The sequence below is a fragment of the Micromonospora sp. NPDC047074 genome (assembly GCF_040643815.1).
Classification (GTDB): domain Bacteria; phylum Actinomycetota; class Actinomycetes; order Mycobacteriales; family Micromonosporaceae; genus Micromonospora.
On sequence record NZ_JBEYVB010000037.1, the window covers coordinates 54,470 to 70,565 of the forward strand.

General features: G+C 73.7%; 17 protein-coding genes, 1 pseudogene and 1 riboswitch. Of the genes and pseudogenes, 8 read left to right on the plus strand and 10 right to left on the minus strand.

Features of this window, described 5'->3' with window-relative positions:
* Window positions 1-67: 67 nt before the first annotated feature.
* Entirely contained in the window at window positions 68-328 is a 261-nt protein-coding gene (locus ABZ809_RS28455; RefSeq protein WP_357565688.1) for a hypothetical protein, read from the plus strand.
* Window positions 329-470: 142 nt separating this feature from the next.
* Window positions 471-2,135 (plus strand): ribulokinase, encoded by a 1,665-nt coding sequence (araB, locus tag ABZ809_RS28460; RefSeq protein WP_357565689.1) that lies wholly within the window; start codon window positions 471-473, stop codon window positions 2,133-2,135.
* 86 nt (window positions 2,136-2,221) lie between these two features.
* Here the strand turns inward: araB and ABZ809_RS28465 are convergent, their stop codons facing one another.
* Complete coding sequence (locus ABZ809_RS28465; protein WP_357565690.1) at window positions 2,222-3,661, minus strand: glycine hydroxymethyltransferase; 1,440 nt, start codon at window positions 3,659-3,661, stop codon at window positions 2,222-2,224.
* A gap of 17 nt (window positions 3,662-3,678) precedes the next feature.
* Window positions 3,679-3,768: riboswitch (ZMP/ZTP riboswitch) on the minus strand.
* A gap of 94 nt (window positions 3,769-3,862) precedes the next feature.
* Here ABZ809_RS28465 and ABZ809_RS28470 point away from each other — a divergent pair.
* Window positions 3,863-4,714: a metallophosphoesterase gene (locus ABZ809_RS28470; RefSeq protein WP_357565691.1), complete on the plus strand. Its 852-nt coding sequence runs from the start codon at window positions 3,863-3,865 to the stop codon at window positions 4,712-4,714.
* Between the two features lie 39 nt (window positions 4,715-4,753).
* Here ABZ809_RS28470 and ABZ809_RS28475 read toward each other — a convergent pair whose 3' ends face one another.
* From ABZ809_RS28475 to ABZ809_RS28505, 7 genes are all read right to left on the minus strand, one after another.
* Entirely contained in the window at window positions 4,754-5,254 is a 501-nt protein-coding gene (locus tag ABZ809_RS28475; RefSeq protein WP_357565692.1) for a hemerythrin domain-containing protein, read from the minus strand.
* A gap of 117 nt (window positions 5,255-5,371) precedes the next feature.
* On the minus strand, window positions 5,372-6,868 hold the full coding sequence (locus tag ABZ809_RS28480) for a S8 family serine peptidase (RefSeq protein WP_357565693.1): 1,497 nt from the start codon (window positions 6,866-6,868) through the stop codon (window positions 5,372-5,374).
* Window positions 6,869-7,013: 145 nt separating this feature from the next.
* On the minus strand, window positions 7,014-7,883 hold the full coding sequence (locus ABZ809_RS28485) for an NAD(P)H-hydrate dehydratase (RefSeq protein WP_357565694.1): 870 nt from the start codon (window positions 7,881-7,883) through the stop codon (window positions 7,014-7,016).
* Window positions 7,867-8,598 carry a histidine phosphatase family protein gene (locus ABZ809_RS28490; RefSeq protein ID WP_357565695.1) on the minus strand — a complete coding sequence of 244 codons (732 nt, stop codon included), beginning with the start codon at window positions 8,596-8,598 and terminating at the stop codon, window positions 7,867-7,869. Before ABZ809_RS28490 ends, ABZ809_RS28485 begins: the two co-directional genes overlap by 17 nt.
* 113 nt (window positions 8,599-8,711) lie before the next feature.
* On the minus strand, window positions 8,712-9,422 hold the full coding sequence (locus ABZ809_RS28495) for an alpha/beta hydrolase (protein ID WP_357565696.1): 711 nt from the start codon (window positions 9,420-9,422) through the stop codon (window positions 8,712-8,714).
* Window positions 9,423-9,436: 14 nt separating this feature from the next.
* On the minus strand, window positions 9,437-10,108 hold the full coding sequence (locus ABZ809_RS28500) for a DUF899 domain-containing protein (protein WP_357565697.1): 672 nt from the start codon (window positions 10,106-10,108) through the stop codon (window positions 9,437-9,439).
* Window positions 10,109-10,215: 107 nt separating this feature from the next.
* Window positions 10,216-11,226 (minus strand): RNA polymerase subunit sigma-70, encoded by a 1,011-nt coding sequence (locus ABZ809_RS28505; protein WP_357565705.1) that lies wholly within the window; start codon window positions 11,224-11,226, stop codon window positions 10,216-10,218.
* A gap of 258 nt (window positions 11,227-11,484) precedes the next feature.
* Here ABZ809_RS28505 and ABZ809_RS28510 point away from each other — a divergent pair, with 258 nt between their 5' ends.
* Together ABZ809_RS28510 and ABZ809_RS28515 are read left to right on the plus strand one after the other, a co-directional pair.
* On the plus strand, window positions 11,485-11,724 hold the full coding sequence (locus ABZ809_RS28510; RefSeq protein ID WP_357565698.1) for a hypothetical protein: 240 nt from the start codon (window positions 11,485-11,487) through the stop codon (window positions 11,722-11,724).
* A gap of 101 nt (window positions 11,725-11,825) precedes the next feature.
* Window positions 11,826-12,797, plus strand: coding sequence for a DNA primase small subunit domain-containing protein (locus ABZ809_RS28515; RefSeq protein WP_357565699.1), 972 nt, complete (start codon window positions 11,826-11,828; stop codon window positions 12,795-12,797).
* 43 nt (window positions 12,798-12,840) lie between these two features.
* On the opposite strand, the gene ABZ809_RS28520 is transcribed toward ABZ809_RS28515, so the two are convergent.
* A complete protein-coding gene (locus ABZ809_RS28520; protein WP_357565700.1) occupies window positions 12,841-13,347 on the minus strand; it encodes an Lrp/AsnC family transcriptional regulator in 507 nt (168 codons plus the stop codon).
* A 104-nt stretch (window positions 13,348-13,451) separates the two neighbouring features.
* Here ABZ809_RS28520 and pdhA point away from each other — a divergent pair, with 104 nt between their 5' ends.
* The 3 genes and pseudogenes from pdhA to ABZ809_RS28535 all read left to right on the plus strand — a co-directional run.
* Window positions 13,452-14,618: a pyruvate dehydrogenase (acetyl-transferring) E1 component subunit alpha gene (gene pdhA, locus ABZ809_RS28525; RefSeq protein ID WP_357565701.1), complete on the plus strand. Its 1,167-nt coding sequence runs from the start codon at window positions 13,452-13,454 to the stop codon at window positions 14,616-14,618.
* Window positions 14,618-15,634, plus strand: coding sequence for an alpha-ketoacid dehydrogenase subunit beta (locus ABZ809_RS28530; RefSeq protein WP_357565702.1), 1,017 nt, complete (start codon window positions 14,618-14,620; stop codon window positions 15,632-15,634). The genes pdhA and ABZ809_RS28530 overlap by 1 nt, the downstream gene beginning before the upstream one ends.
* Window positions 15,631-16,008, plus strand: a pseudogene (locus ABZ809_RS28535) (biotin/lipoyl-containing protein); the annotation flags it as partial. The gene ABZ809_RS28530 and the pseudogene ABZ809_RS28535, both read left to right, overlap by 4 nt.
* Here the strand turns inward: ABZ809_RS28535 and ABZ809_RS28540 are convergent.
* Window positions 15,965-16,093 carry a glycosyl hydrolase-related protein gene (locus ABZ809_RS28540; protein ID WP_357565706.1) on the minus strand — a complete coding sequence of 43 codons (129 nt, stop codon included), beginning with the start codon at window positions 16,091-16,093 and terminating at the stop codon, window positions 15,965-15,967. The pseudogene ABZ809_RS28535 and the gene ABZ809_RS28540 overlap by 44 nt on opposite strands.
* Window positions 16,094-16,096 lie beyond the last annotated feature (3 nt).

Here is a 16,096-nt window from a genome sequence, read left to right on the forward strand (position 1 = left end):
CACACCGCGTTCACCACACGGCAATCCGCGACTGCCCGTGTTTTGTCGTCCAGCGTGGACACTCATAATGGACACCATGGTCGCCTGGGAGTACGCGTTGCTGGTCCGCCGTTATCAGGGGCAGGGCCGCAACTTTCATGTCAGTTTCACCTGGTACGGCCCGGACGGGTCGCGCCGGGACATCACCGCGTACGGCGACACGGCGATCGCGCACCTCAACCGGGCCGGCCGGGAGGGCTGGGAGCTGGTCTCGGCCGCCGAGGACGTGAACAACGTCCAGGGCAGCACCGAGGTGCACCGCTACCACCTGAAGCGCCCCGTCGGCTGAGCCTGCCGGCCCAGGAGTCCATCGTCGGCCGGTCCCGCCCGGCACCGCATCCACCGTCACGGTTGTTGCTAGCGTTTCCTGCCGCCGTCGCTGACCGGCCGCCCACCCCGGGCGCCGGCGCGTCGTGGCGGGAGGAGCAGCGGTGGCGCAACCGGCAGCCAGCCCACCCCGGTACGTCGTCGGAGTCGACTTCGGCACCCTCTCCGGCCGGGCCGTGGTGGTCGACGTCGCTGACGGCAGCGTGCGGGGCGAGGCCGTGCACGCGTACCGGCACGGGGTGATCACCGAGCGGCTGCCCGACGGGACGCCGCTGCCGCCGGACTGGGCGTTGCAGCACCCCGACGACCACCGCGAGGTGTTCCGCGTCGCGGTGCCGGCCGCGCTGCGCGCCGCCGGGGTCCGCCCCGGGGACGTGCTCGGCATCGGCGTCGACGCCACCTCCTGCACGATGCTGCCCACCCGCGCCGACGGCACCCCGCTCTGCGAGCTGCCCGAGCTGGCCGGCCGGGCGCACGCGTACCCGAAGCTGTGGAAGCACCACGCGGCCCAGCGGCAGGCCGCCCGGATCAACGACGTGGCCGCCGCGCGCGGCGAGAGCTGGCTGCCCCGCTACGGCGGCCGGGTCTCCGCCGAGTGGCAGCTCGCCAAGGTACTGCAGGTGCTGGAGGAGGACCCGGAGGTCTTCGATCGGGCGGAACGCTTCGTCGAGACCACGGACTGGCTGGTCTGGCAGCTCTGCGGCCGGGAGACCCGCAACGTCTCCGCCGCCGGCTACAAGGGGCTGCGGCAGGACGGGCGGTACCCGTCGGCGGAGTTCCTGCGCGCCCTGCACCCCCGCCTCGACGGGCTGCTGCCCCGCGTCGACGGCCCGCTCGCGCCGCTGGGCGCCCGGGCCGGCGGGCTGACCGCCGAGGCGGCCCGGTGGACCGGGCTGCCGGCGGGCACCGCCGTCGCCGTCGGGGCCATCGACGCGCACGTGACCGCCGCGGCGGCCCGCTCGGTCGAGCCCGGCCGGATGCTCGCGGTGCTCGGCACCTCCACCTGTCTGATCATGAACGCGGCCGCGTACCGCGAGGTGCCCGGCGTCTGCGGCGTGGTCGACGGGGGCGTCACCGCCGGTGCCTGGGGCTACGAGGCCGGGCAGAGCGGGGTCGGCGACATCTTCGCCTGGTACGCCGCCAACGCCCTGCCGGCCGGCTTCGCCGACGAGGCGCGCCGCCGGGGCCTGAGCCCGTACGAGCTGCTGGACGCCCTCGCCGCCGACCAGCCGGTGGGCGGCCACGGCCTGCTGGCCCTGGACTGGCACAGCGGCAACCGCTCGGTGCTGATGGACCACGAGCTCAGCGGCGTGCTGGTCGGGCTGACCCTGGCCACCCGGCCGGAGGAGATCTGGCGGGCGCTGCTGGAGTCCACCGCCTTCGGCGCCCGGACCGTGGTCGACGCGTTCACCGCCGCCGGGGTCGCCGTCGACGAGCTGACCGTCGCCGGCGGGCTGACCCGCAACCGGCTGCTGCTGCGGATCTACGCCGACGTGCTCGGCCGGCCCCTGCACGTGCTCGACGCCGAGCACCCGGCGGCGCTGGGCGCGGCCATCCACGCGGCGGCCGCCGCCGGGGCGTACCCGGACGTGCCGGCCGCCTCGGCGGCGATGGGTGCCGCCCGGCGCGAGACCTGGCGCCCCGACCCCGCCCGGGCGGCCGCCTACGACGAGTTGTACGCCGAGTACCGGACCCTGCACGACCACTTCGGCCGGGGCGGCACCGACGTCCTGCACCGCCTCCGCGCCCTGCGCCACCGCGCGCACTGACCGGACCACCAGCGCCCGAATGGGGCCGGCCGGAATGCGACGCCCCCGCGCGGCGGGGCCGGGCGGGGGCGTCGGGGTGGCGCGGTTCAGCCGAGGTCGACGGCCGGATAGAGCGGGAAGCCGGTCAGCAGGTCGCTGGCCTGCTTGCTGATCCGCTCCGCGACGGCGGCGTCGAGGACGTACTTGGCCTTCGACGGCGTGCCGTCCGGGTTCGCGCCCGGCCTGGTCTGGCTGAGCACGGTGTGGATCAGCTCGGCCGTCTCGTCCATCTGCGCGGCGCCCAGCCCCCGGGTGGTCAGCGCCGGGGTGCCGATCCGGATGCCGGAGGTGTACCAGGCGCCGTTCGGGTCCTGCGGCACCGAGTTGCGGTTGGTGACGATGCCGGAGTCGAGCAGCGCCTGCTCGGCCTGCCGGCCGGTCAGCCCGTAACCGGAGACGTCGATCAGCACCAGGTGGTTGTCGGTGCCGCCGGTGACCAGCTTGCCGCCCCGGCGCAGCAGCCCCTCGGCGAGGGCCTGGGCGTTGTCGACGATCCGCTGGGCGTAGTCGGCGAAGTCGGGACGCCGCGCCTCGGCGAGGGCGACGGCCTTGGCGGCCATCACGTGCGGCAGCGGGCCGCCGAGCACCATCGGGCAGCCCCGGTCGACCTGGTCGGCCAGCTCGGGCTGGCAGAGCACCATGCCGCCGCGCGGCCCGCGCAGCGACTTGTGCGTGGTCGTGGTGACGATGTGCGCGTGCGGCACCGGGTCGAAGTCGCCGGTGAAGACCTTGCCGGCGACCAGCCCGGCGAAGTGCGCCATGTCGACCATGAAGGTGGCGCCGACCGAGTCGGCGATCTCCCGCATGATCCGGAAGTTGACCTTCCGCGGGTACGCCGAGTAGCCCGCCACCAGGATCAGCGGCTTGAACTCGCGGGCCGCCCCGGCGACCTTGTCGTAGTCGACGAGGCCGGTGACCGGGTCGGTGCCGTAGCTGCGCTGGTCGAACATCTTGCCGGAGATGTTCGGCCGGAAACCGTGGGTGAGGTGGCCGCCGGCGTCCAGCGACATGCCGAGCATCCGCTGGTTGCCCAGCTCCCGGCGCAGCGCGAACCAGTCCGCCTCGGTCAGGTCGTTGACCTGCCGCACCTGCGCCTTCCTCAGCGCGGGGGACTCCACCCGGTCGGCCAGGATCGCCCAGAAGGCGACGAGGTTGGCGTCGATGCCGGAGTGCGGCTGCACGTACGCGTGGGCGGCGCCGAACAACTCCCGGGCGTGCTCGGCGGCGAGCGCCTCGACCGTGTCGACGTTCTGACAGCCCGCGTAGAAGCGGCGGCCGACGGTGCCCTCGGCGTACTTGTCGCTGAACCAGTTGCCCATGGCCAGCAGGGTGGCGGGGGAGGCGTAGTTCTCGCTGGCGATGAGCTTGAGCGACTCGCGCTGGTCGGCGAGCTCCGCGCCGATGGCGTCGGCGACCCGTGGCTCGACGGCGCGGATCACCTCGAGGGCGCTGCGGAAGGCGGTGGATTCGGCGTTCAGCGGCGACATGCGACCTCCAGTGACGTACGGAAGGCCCAGGCGCTCGGCATGCGTCCTCATGACGGGACCGCTTCCCGATGGTGCTCCATCCCTACGCGCCAGTCACGGCCCGTGCCGATCCTACCGGGTCGCCGGCCCCGGCCGCCCCGCCGGGCGGTGTGGCCGGTACGGGCGTCGCGGGCCGGCCCGCCACTGCCTAGGATCAGCGGCATGGCGGGGGAGGACGGCGAGGGCGGCAGCCTGCTCGCCATCAGTGACCTGCACGTCGGGCACCGGGACAACCGGGCGGTCCTCGAGGGGCTGCACCCCGGGTCGCCGCGGGACTGGCTGCTGGTCGCCGGGGACGTGGGCGACACCGTTGCCCACGTCGAGTGGGCGCTTGAGCTGCTCAGCAGCCGGTTCGCCCGGGTGATCTGGGTGCCCGGGAACCACGAGCTGTGGACCCCACCGGCCGATCCGGTGGCGTTGCGCGGTGCCGCCCGCTACGCGTACCTGGTCGACGCCTGTCGACGGCTGGGCGTGCTGACCCCGGAGGACCCGTACCCGGTGTGGCGGGGCGAGGGCGGCCCGGTGCTGGTGGCGCCGCTGTTCCTGCTCTACGACCACAGCTGGCGCCCGGACGGGTTCGACACCCCCGAGGCGGCGCTGGAGGAGGCGTACCGGGTGGGGGTCGTCTGCACCGACGAGTTCCTGCTGCACCCCGACCCGTACCCGAGCCGGTCGGCGTGGTGCGCCGCCCGGGTCGCCGAGACCGCGCGGCGCCTCGCCGAGCGGGAGCCCGGCATGCCGACCGTGCTGGTCAACCACTGGCCCCTGCTGCGCGAGCCGACCCGCGTCCTGCGCTATCCGATCTTCGCCCAGTGGTGCGGGACGGAGTCCACCGCCGACTGGCACCTGCGCTTCGACGCCGCCGCGGTGGTCTACGGCCACCTGCACATTCCCCGGACGACCTGGCACGACGGGGTGCGGTTCGAGGAGGTCTCGGTGGGCTACCCGCGGGAGTGGCAGCCCCGGTCCGCGCCCCCGGCGTTGCGGCGGATCCTGCCCGCGCCCCCGGCGTGACGCCGGGCCCCGGCGTGCCGGGGCCCGGAACCCGTCCGCTCAGGCCGCCACGGCGTCCAGCGACTTCTTGATCGCCTTGGGGTCGGTCGGCTTGCGCGGCGCGTCCGCGCGCAGCTCGATCATCCGTTCGCCGATCTCCTGGAGCTGCTTGCGGCCGAGCGCCTCGCGGACCTTCGGGAACCACTCCTGCTCCTCCTCCTCGACGTGGTGCAGCACGTTCTCGATCAGCACCGTGGTCTTGGCGGTGAAGCGTTCGTCGGTGGCGTCCATGGCGAACAGTTCGGCGCAGAGCACGTCGGCGACGTGGTGCTCCTCGTACGACTCGAGGATGTCGTCCTCCAGGTCGGGCAGGAGCTTGCGGACCTCGGGGTACATCACCTCGTTCTCCAGGTAGGTGTGGACCGTGAGGGCCTCCAGGATCTCGTTCACCAGCTTCTGCCGGCGCGCCGCCGGACCTTCCTCGGCCTCCTGGAAGGCCTTGAACAGGCGACGCATCTCCTTGTGGTCCTCTTTCAACAGGACGATGGCATCGGTAGACACCGTTGACCTCCTCGCTGGGCTCGGCTGACGCCTCCCTCCGTACCCCTGCCGTAGCAGCGAAAACGGGTGGGGCCCGGCGGATCACCGCCGGGCCCCACCACGGGTCGTGCCGTGCTGTTACTTCACCACGTTGTACGCGTTGACCATGCCGGCGCCGTAGAAGCCGTTGCGCGCGCCGCCGGAGCAGGTCGCGTCGTAGGCGTTCGGGCCGGCCGCGATCAGCGGCACCGGGTTGTAGACGCCACCGGGGCAGGAAATCGCCTCGGCGGTGTTGCCCAGGAAGGCCGACAGCTGACTGGACGTCATGCCCGGGTGGGCCGAGACGGCCAGGGCGGCCACGCCGGCGGCGTGCGGCGAGGACATCGAGGTGCCCTGCTTGAAGCCCCAGCCGTTGGTCCTCGTGGCGGTGTTGAAGGTGGTGGACAGGATGCCGTCGGTGAGGGTCGAGCTGACACCCTGGGTACGGAAGCGGGTGTCGCCACCCGGCGCCGTCACCTCGACCACGCCCTGGCCGTACGAGGAGTAGTAGCTCTTCTCCCCGGTCGGGCCGACCGCCGACACCGTGACCACACCCGGCGCCTCGCCCGGCAGGACGAGGCAGGCGTTGGTGAGGTTCGCGCGCTGCTCGGGCGTCCCGTTGTTCGGGCTGCCCGTGTCGGTGACCTTGTGGGCGAGGTCGTAGTTCGAGTTACCCGCGGACGCCACGTGCAGCACGCCCTTGCTCTGCGAGTAACGCAGCGCCCGCTGGACCGCCTGCCACACCGGACGCTGGCGTGCGTCGTTGCGGCAGTTCAGCTGCCACGGGTCGATGTAGTAGCTGTTGTTGGTGACCCGCATGCCGTGCTCGGCGGCCCACAGGAACCCGCAGACCGCGGCCTCCGGGAAGATGTAGCCGTCGTTGTTGACCACCTTGACGGCGGCCACCTTGACGCCCGGAGCGATACCGGCCACGCCGACGCCGTTGACGGCGGCGGCGATGGTCCCGGCCACGTGGGTGCCGTGGTCGGAGTTGGTCGGGTTCCAGGCGGACTCGGTGGTGTCGGCAACCCCACCGAGGCAGGACGCGCTCTTGTCCTTCGCGATCTGGCCGGCCAGGTCGGGGTGGCTGGAGGAGATGCCGCTGTCCAGCACGCCCACCACCACGTCGGCACGGCCGGCGTTGACGGCGTGGGCCTGCGGGACGTCGATCATCGGCAGGTCCCACTGCTGACCGTAGAGGGGCTCCTTGGTCGGGTCGGCGGTCGTGTTGGCCGCCTTCGCCGCCTCGGCCGCGGAGACCTCGACGGTCTCGCCCTCGTCGAGAGCGGAGCCCAGGCCGGCGGTGGACGCCACCGAGTCGACGCCCGCGCCCGCCACGTCCGTGACGAAGTCGGGGTTGGTCGACCGGACGACGAGCACGCCGATCTGGTCGTAGCTGGCCACCACGGTGCCGTCGGCGGCGGCCACGCGGGCTGCCGCCTTGTCGGTCCTGGCACCCTGCGGGGCGAGCACCAGGAACGTGGTGTCCGGCCCGGCGGCCGACGCCGCCGGGGCCAGCCCGCCGGTGACGGCGAGGCCGACACCGAGCGTCACTGCGGACGCGGCAGCCAGTGTCTTGCGACTGAGGTTCTTCACACAGACTCCCAGGGGGCTGTTCTTTCAGCCTGGGTACGCCCCCTGGCGGGGAGCGACCACGGCGGGAGGCGGGCGGGACGCACGCCTCCGCAAACCCCAGCGCCCCGGCGCCGCGTGGCGTTACACGCGGCGCCGGATGAGGGCGTCAGACGGTGGCGAGGGTGTGCGGGATCTCGTCGAGCAACTCCCGGGCGAGGAACCCGATCCGGCCGAACCGGGGGACCAGCCGCTGACCGCTCACCGCGTGGGCGAACGCCGCCCAGCACGCGGCCTGCGCCGGCTCCGCGCCCCGCGACAGCAGGCCCGCCAGCAACCCGGCGCGGACGTCCCCGCTGCCGGAGGTGCCGAGGCCGGCGTCGCCGCTCTCCTCCCGCCAGCTCCGGCCGTCGGGGGTGGCGATGTGACCGTAGAGCGAGACGACCACGTCGTAGCGGCGGGCCAGTTCGATCGCTTCGGCGTCCAGGTCGTCGCCGGGTTCCCGGCCGAGCAGGTGCCGGGCCTCGGTGAGGTTGGGGGTGAGCACCGCCGGCCGCCCGGAGCCGACCAGCAGGTCCGGGGCGTGGCTGAGGGCACCCAGGGCGTACGCGTCGAGCACCAGCGCCGTCTCCGGGCCGGCCGTGTCGAGCACCAGGCGCAGCAGCCGGCCGGTCTCGTCGACGTCCTTCAGGCCGGGGCCGACGGCCACCACGTCCGCCTCCGCCACCAGCTCACCGAGCAGCTTGCCGGGCCGGCCCGCGATCGCGCCGTCGGCGGTCTCCGGCAGCCCCACCACCAGTGCCTCGGGCACCTGGATGCTCAGCGTGGCGGCGGTGGACTCGGCGGCGGCGAGCTGGAGCACGCCGGCCCCGGCCCGCAGCGCGGCCACGCCGGCGAGCAGCACCGCACCGGGGGTGAACCGCGAGCCGCCGACCACCAGCACCGTGCCCCGGGCCTCCTTGCCGCCGGTCGGCACGGGCAGTGCCCAGTCCCGCAGCAGCCCGGGGGTGATCACCCGGGTGTCAGACCGGTTCGGCATGGACCTCGTCCTCCCTGGTCGGTCGGGCGCCCTGCTCCCGCAGGTGGCTGACGTCGTTGAACACGTCCGGGGTGAGCCGGCCGTCCGTCCCGGCGGACCAGCCGGTGATCGAGCAGTTGGCGATGACGTGTTCGCGGGTCAGCGCCATCAGCTCCGTCTCGGTGAGCCCCTCCACCAGGTAACGGACCAGGAAGACCAGGGCGTCGTGGCCGAACAGCAGCACGCGTCGGTCCTCGTGGTCGCGGCGTAGGTCGCCGAGGAGGGTGCGCAGGCGCAGCGCCACGTCGGTCCAGGACTCACCGCCCGGCGGCCGGTAGTAGAACTTGCCGAGCCGGTCCCGGCGGTCCGCCTCCTGCGGGTGGCGCCGGCGCACCCCGTGCCCGGTCAACCCGTCGAGGATGCCCAGCTCCCGGTCGCGCAGCCGCTCGTCGCGGCTGAGCGGGATCCCGGTGCCGGCCAGCGCCAGCTCGGCGGTCTGCACCGCCCGCAGGTACGGCGACACCACCGCCACGTCCGGCCGGTGGCCCTCGGGCAGCCCGGCCAGCCACCGCCCGGTGGCCCGGGCCTGCTCCGCACCGGTCGGGCTCAACGGCACGTCGGCGTCCCGGTGGGTGAGGTCGATCAGCTCGGCGCCGGATGTCTCGGCCGCCGTGGCCGCCACGTTCGCCGTGCTCTCGCCGTGCCGCACGATCCAGAGGGTCGCCAGTTCCGCCATGCCGCACCCCTACCCGGGGCCGGCACCGGGTAACCGCGCCGGCTGACCGACAGAGCCCCGCGCACCGGCCGCGCCGGGCGGCCGGCCCCGAATCCGGCCGCCCGGCGCAGCGGTCACCGCCGGCGGGTCGGCGTGGAGCCGGCGACCCCGCAGACCTCCCGCCGGATCTCCTCCAGCCGGTCGGCCAGCTCCCGCGGCCGGCTCAGGGCCACGGGATGCCCGCCGTCCATCTCGTCGGGCGTGCTGCCGAGCCGGTCGGACACCAGCTTGCGCAGGAAGTCGATCGGGAAGAAGCGGTCCCCCCGGCAGAGCAGCGCCCGGGTCGGCACCCCGGGCCAGGCGTCGAGCGGCCAGGGCTTGCCGAACGGCGTCCCCGACTGGTCCCGGGCGTTCGCCATGGCCTCCTCGACCAGCCGCGGCGGCAACTCGTGGAAGAAGATGACGCCGGGATCCTCGTTCTGCTCCGCCGTCCAGCCCTCGCGCTCGGCCTGGGCCTGCCTGGCGTGCGCGTGGCCGGTGTTCTCCCACCACTCGCCCGGCGACTCACCGGGCGCGGGCACCATCGGGGTCAGCAGCACGAGCAGCTCGGCGTCGACCCGGTCGCACACCAGTGGGCCGGTGAACGCGCCGAACGACTGGGCCACGACGACCAGGTCCGTACGGTCCCCGATGGCTCGGACGGCCGCGTCGGCGTACTCCGCCAGCCCCGCCGAGTCGTCGTCGCACGGCAGGTCGACCGCCACCACGTCGTGCCCCCGGTCACGCAGCTGTCCCGCCAGGAGGTGCCAGTACCAGGGGCCGCTGCCCGCGGGGGGAATCAACACGTAGGTCGCCATGGTCAGTGGTTCTCCAGTTCCGGTGAGTGGCCGACGTCGTACCGGTCGTGGTGCCGCCACCACTGCTGCGGGTATTCCAGCTCTTCCTCCTGCCGGCCCAACGCGGTCAGGTCGAGGTAGTTGTAGGTGTTGATCAGCGCGTCGCCACCCCGGGAGAAGGCCGAGTAGGTGTGGAAGACCTCCGCCCCGTCGCGGAGGAACACGCTCAGCCCGGAGCACTCCGCGTCGCCCCTGGTGGCCCCGAAGTCGGGATTGAAGTCCCCACCGAAGGACGAGAACCAGGCGACGGTCCACCCCATCCGCCGCCGGAACGGCTCGATCCTGGTCAGCGGCGCCCGGGACACCAGCACCAGGCGGGTGTCCCGGGCGTGCAGGTGAGCCGGGTGCCCGAGGTTGTCGACCTGTAGGGAACAACCGACACAGCCCTCGTCCCAGTCGGGGTGGAACATGAAGTGCCGGACGATGAGCTGACGGCGACCGCCGAACAAGCCCGGCAGGTCCACCGGGCCGTCCGGAGACCGGAAGACGTACTCCTTGTCGATCCGGACCATCGGTAGCCGGCGCCGCTGGGCGCTCAACGCGTCGCGTGCCCGGGTCAGCTCCTTCTCCTTGACGAGCAGTTCCGCACGGGCCGCCTCCCACTCGTCTCGGCTGACGACTCTCGGCTGGGTCATGGTGTCGCTCCTGCCTCTGTCTCTCGGGTGCGTCGGCGGCGCGCCGCACCGCCGGCCACCCCGGTTGAGACGGCCGGGGCGCGGAGAACTCATCGCCGTCGCCGTGCTCACCGGGCCATCGGCAGCCCGAACGCCGGAAAGACGCGGGGAGAGAAGGCGGTCACCTCCACGATCTCGCCACCCTCGATGCGGAGCACGTCGAGGCCCAGCGCGCGGTAGCGGGACCGGCCCGGCTCACGCACGTAGCCGGCGACGGCGGGCTGGCGGTTCGCCCGGGTGGGCACGTGCCACCAGTCCTTCCGGGCGGCGGGGCCGACCAGTGCGGGGGCCCAGCACTCGATGACCGCGGCCCGTCCCTCGTACCAGGTCGGCTCGGGTGGCATGGTGAAGCGGGCGTCCTCACTCAGCAGTGCCGCCAGGGCCGTCAGGTCCGCGCGTTCGGTGGCCTCCACGTACCGCTGGAGCACCGCCCGTTCCGCACGGCTCGGGTCGGTCGCCGCCGGCCACTCCATCCGTCGTTCCGGCAGGTGCTGCCGGAGTGTGGCGCGCGCCCGCTGCAGGGCGCTGTTGACCGCGGCGACCGTGCCGTCGAGCAGCGCGGCGGTGTCCGCCGCCGGCCAGCCGAGCACGTCGCGCAGGATGAGCACCGCCCGCTGCCGGGACGGCAGGTGCTGGATCGCGGCGAGGAACGCCAGCTCGATGGTCTCCTTCGCCACCAGCGCGGCGTCCGGCTCGCCGTCGGGCGGCGCGGCGGGATCGAGCAGCCGGTCCGGGTACGGCTGGAGCCAGGGGACCTCCACCTGCGGCAACGAGGTGCGGCCGGGCCTGGCGGCCCGGGACACGGTCGGCGCGACGAGCGGACGCGGCTGCCGGTGGCGGCGGTCGAGGAAGTCGAGGCAGGCGTTGGTCGCGATCCGGTAGAGCCAGGCCCGCACCGTGGACCGGCCCTGGAAGGTCTCCCGGCTGCGCCAGGCCCGCAGGAACGTCTCCTGCACGAGGTCCTCGGCGTCGTCGAACGAGCCGAGCATCCGGTAGCAGTGCACCTGCAACTCCCGCCGGTGCCGATCGGTCAGCTCCGCGAAGGCCTGCGCGTCGCCCTCCCGGACGGCGTCACCCACCGTGCTCTCGCCGACCCTGCCCGATCCCGTGCCACGTCCGCCCACGAACCGTCCTCCGTCCTGTCCACCTGATCATCGTGCCGCCGCCCCGAGGTATGACGACCGGCGGACGACGTAGTCATCGCCCCGGGGCGTCCGATTCCGGACGCGGCGTCGACCAGGCCCGCCGTGGAGACGCCGGGACCCGCCGCCGGGCGTGATCGGTGCCGGGCCGGGTAAGCGTCGCCTCCACCGATCACCGAGACGGGGAGGTGTGCCATGGGCACCATGGTCACAGGGCTGGCGAGCCCGGTGATGGACCAGAACTACGACCTGATCCACGTGTTGCAGGAGTCGTTGCAGCACATCGGGAGGTTGGAGACGTACATCGCCGACGCCGACGCGCGGGGCGACACGGAACTGGCCACCTGGTTCCGGAAGATGCAGGAGAACAACCGCAAGGCGAGCGAGCAGGGCAAGAAGATGCTCATGGCACGCCTCCAGGAGGAGATGAGCTGAGCCCGCCCTGGGGTGTAGGGAAGGGGCCCCTCCTTACACCCCACAGCTCGCCTGGTCGCGGTGGGTCTTCGAGGCGGGTGGGCCGGGTTACGGTGTGGGGCGTGGCGACGCCGGCCGAGGAGATCCGGGTGGGGGAGCGGCTGGTCCGTGTCTCCAGCCCCGACAAGCCGTACTTTCCGGAGCTCGGGCTGACCAAGCGGGACGTGGTCTCCTACTTTCTCGCCGTCGGCGACGGCGCCCTGCGCGCCCTGCGGGACCGGCCGACCATGTTGGAGCGCTGGCCGCGCGGCGTGTTCCCCGGGGCGAAGATCGGCACCCGGCAGGACAACCGGGGCGACGCCTTCTACCAGAAGCGGCTGCCGGCGGGGGCGCCCGAGTGGGTACGCACCGCCCACATCACCTTCCCGAGCGGGCGTACGGCCGACGAGGTCGCGCCGAGCGAGCTGGCGGTGGTGATCTGGGCGGCCAACCTGGGCACGCTGCGGTTCCACCCGTGGCCGGTCTCCGCCGCCGACGTCGAGCGGCCCGACCAGCTCCGGATCGACCTGGACCCGATGCCGGGGGTGGGCTTCGAGCAGGTGGTGCCGGTGGCCCACGAGGTGCGCGCGTTCCTCGCCGAGCTGGGCCTGACCGGCTATCCGAAGACCACCGGCGGTCGGGGCCTGCACGTCTATCTGTCCATCGAGCCCCGGTGGAGCTTCGGCGACTGCCGGCGGGCGGTGCTGGCACTGGGCCGGCAGATGCAGCGCCGGCTGCCCGAGCTGGTGACCACCACCTGGTGGCGGGAGCAGCGGGACCGGCCGGTCTTCGTCGACTACAACCAGATGTCCCGGGACCACACTATGGCCTCGGCGTACTCGATCCGGCCGACCCCGCAGGCGCTGGTCTCCGCGCCGCTGGACTGGTCGGAGCTGGACGACGCCCGGCCGGAGGACTTCGCCGTCACCACGATGCCCGCCCGGTTCGCCGAGCGCGGCGACCCGCACGCGGGCCTGGACGAGCGGCGCTTCTCCCTGGAACCGTTGCTGGAACTGGCCGACCGGGAGGGGTTGGCGGCCCCGCCCGAGCGCTGAGCCCGGCGGCCGGGGCCGGGTCGGCGCGACCGGGCGGAGCCGGTCACCGCCACGGGCTGCGCTCGCCGTCGAACTCCTCGAACACCAGCCAGGTGCGGGTGGACAGCACCCCGGCGATGCTCTGCACCCGGCCCAGCACCACGTCCCGCAGGGTGGCGTTGTCCGGCGCCCGGACCAGGGCGAGGACGTCGTGGTCGCCGCCGAGCAGCGCGGCGTGCTCGATGTAGCGCACCCGCGCCAGCTCCGCCGACACCTCCCGCCAGGTGTTCTGTTCGATCTTCAACGCGATGTACGCCGAGGTGCCCAGCCCCGCCGCCTCCGGCGCGACCTGGGCCCGGAAGCCGGTGATCACCCCGTCGCGCAGCAGGCGCTCCACCCGGGCGTACGCGTTGGTGCGGGAGATGTGGATCCGCTCGGCGAGGGTGCGCACCGAGGTGCGACCCTCGCGGACCAGCTCGTCGAGGATCCGCCGGTCCACGTCGTCCAGGGGGCGCGCCGAACGTCCCGTTCCCGCCGCCGGCGGCGCTCCGGCTCCGGACTCCTGGCTCATCTGACTGCCTGCCGCATGCCATCCGTCCCGCGTTCGTCCTGGATCTTGAGTCAATCATCCGACAGCAGGAGCATAGGCCCACCACACGTCCAGGAGGTCCCGCCGTGACGACCACACCCAAGGCGGTCCGCAGGGCATCCCCGCGCAGCCGCCGGGCGGCCACCCCGCCCGACCCGGCCAAGCCGCTGCTCCCGGCCACCGAGCCCGTCCGCCTGCTCGACCCGACCGGCACGCCGCTGCCCGCCCCCGCCGACTATCCCGAGCCGCCCGTCGAGGCGCTCGTCGAGATGCACCGGCGGATGGTCGTCGGCCGCCGCTTCGACCTCCAGGCGACCGCCCTGACCAAGCAGGGCCGGCTGGCGGTCTACCCGTCCTCGCGTGGCCAGGAGGCCTGCCAGGTCGGCGCGGTCCTCGCCCTGCGCGAGGACGACTGGGTCTTCCCGACCTACCGGGAGTCGATGGCGCTGGTCTCCCGGGGCATCGACCCGGTCGAGGTGCTGACCCTGCTGCGCGGTGACTGGCACTGCGGGTACGACCCCGCCGCGCGCCGTACCGCCCCGCAGTGCACCCCGCTGGCGACCCAGTGCGTGCACGCCGCCGGGCTGGCCTACGGGGAGGCCTACCAGGGGCGGGACACCGTCGCGCTGGCGTTCATCGGCGACGGGGCGACCAGCGAGGGCGACTTCCACGAGGGCGTCAACTTCGCCGCCGTGTTCAAGGCCCCGGTCGTCTACTTCGTGCAGAACAACAAGTACGCGATCAGCGTCCCGCTGTCCCGGCAGACCGCCGCCCCGTCGCTGGCGTACAAGGGCGTCGGCTACGGCGTGCCCAGCGAACAGGTCGACGGCAACGACCCGGTGGCCGTGCTCGCCGTGCTCACCCGCGCGGTGGCGCACGCCCGCGCGGGCAAGGGCCCGTTCCTCGTGGAGGCGCACACCTACCGGATGGAGCCGCACACCAACGCCGACGACGCCACCCGCTACCGGGACGGCGCCGAGGTCGAGGCCTGGCGCGACCGGGACCCGGTGGCCCGCCTGGAGGCGTACCTGCGGGCCCGTGGCGCGCTCGACGACGCGGCCGTCGCCGCGGTCGCCGAGGAGGCCGAGGCGTACGCCGCGGACCTGCGCGCCCGGATGAACGCCCAGCCGACGGTCGACCCGATGAGCCTGTTCGACCACGTCTACGCCGAGCCCACCCCGCAGCTGGTCGAGCAGCGCGAGCAGGTCCGCGCCGAGCTGGCCGCCGCCGCAGACGAGGAGGGTCAGCGCTGATGGCCACCCTGACCATGGCGAAGGCACTCAACGCCGCGCTCGCCGACGCGATGCTCGACGACGACCGGGTGGTCGTCTTCGGCGAGGACGTCGGGGCGCTCGGCGGCGTCTTCCGGATCACCGACGGCCTCCAGGCCCGCTTCGGCGACAAGCGCTGCTTCGACACCCCGCTCGCCGAGGCCGGCATCGTCGGCTTCGCCGTCGGCCTGGCCATGTCCGGCCTGCGGCCGGTGGTCGAGATGCAGTTCGACGCGTTCGCGTACCCGGCGTTCGAGCAGATCGCCTCGCACGTGGCGAAGCTGCGCAACCGCACCCGGGGCGCGCTCAGCGTGCCGATCGTGATCCGGGTGCCCTACGCCGGCGGCATCGGCGGGGTGGAGCACCACTGCGACTCCAGCGAGGCGTACTACGCGCACACCCCCGGCCTGAAGGTGGTCACCCCGGCGACGGTGGACGACGCGTACTCGCTGCTGCGGCAGGCGATCGACGATCCCGACCCGGTCGTGTTCCTGGAGCCGAAGAAGCTCTACTTCTCCAGCGCCCAGGCGGAGCTGCCGGCGACCACCCCGCCGATCGGCCGGGCGGTCGTCCGCCGCCCCGGCCGCGACGCCACCCTCGTCGCGTACGGGCCGGCGGTGCCGGTCGCGCTGGAGGCCGCCGAGGCCGCCCGCGAGGAGGGCTGGGACCTGGAGGTGGTGGACGTGCGCAGCATCGTGCCGTTCGACGACGAGACCGTCACCGCCTCGGTCCGCCGTACCGGCCGGTGTGTGGTGATCCAGGAGGCGCAGGGCTTCGCCGGGGTGGGCGCCGAGATCGCCGCCCGGGTGCAGGAGCGCTGCTTCCACGCCCTGCACGCCCCGGTGTTGCGGGTGTCCGGGCTGGACATTCCCTACCCGCCGCCGATGCTGGAGCACACCCACCTGCCGTCGGTGGACCGGATCCTCGACACGGTGGCCCGACTCCAGTGGGACGACCAGCCGGACGAGCGCTGGCTGAGCCGGGGGAGCGCGGCGTGACCGCCGTGGACGGGACGCAGGTCTTCCTCCTGCCCGACCTGGGCGAGGGGCTGAGCGAGGCCGAGATCGTCGAGTGGCGGGTCGCCGTCGGTGACGTCGTCACGGTGGACCAGACCGTCGTCGAGGTGGAGACCGCCAAGGCCGTCGTCGACGTGCCCTGCCCGTACGCCGGGCGGGTCGTGGCACTGCACGGCACGGCGGGCGAGGCCCGGCCGGTCGGCCAGCCGCTGATCACCATCGCACCGCTGGCGGGCGAGGGCGGGCCCGCCGACGAGCCGGCCGGCCACGCGGCGTACCGCGAGGAGGAGCGCGCCGGGTCCGGCAACGTCCTCATCGGGTACGGCACCGGCCACGGCGGCGCGGGCCGGCGCCGAGGGACTCGTAGAGGCGCACCACCACATCGCCGCTCCGGTCGTCGGCGAGCTTGACCGCCTCGACGATCACCCCCTCGTGCGTCACCTC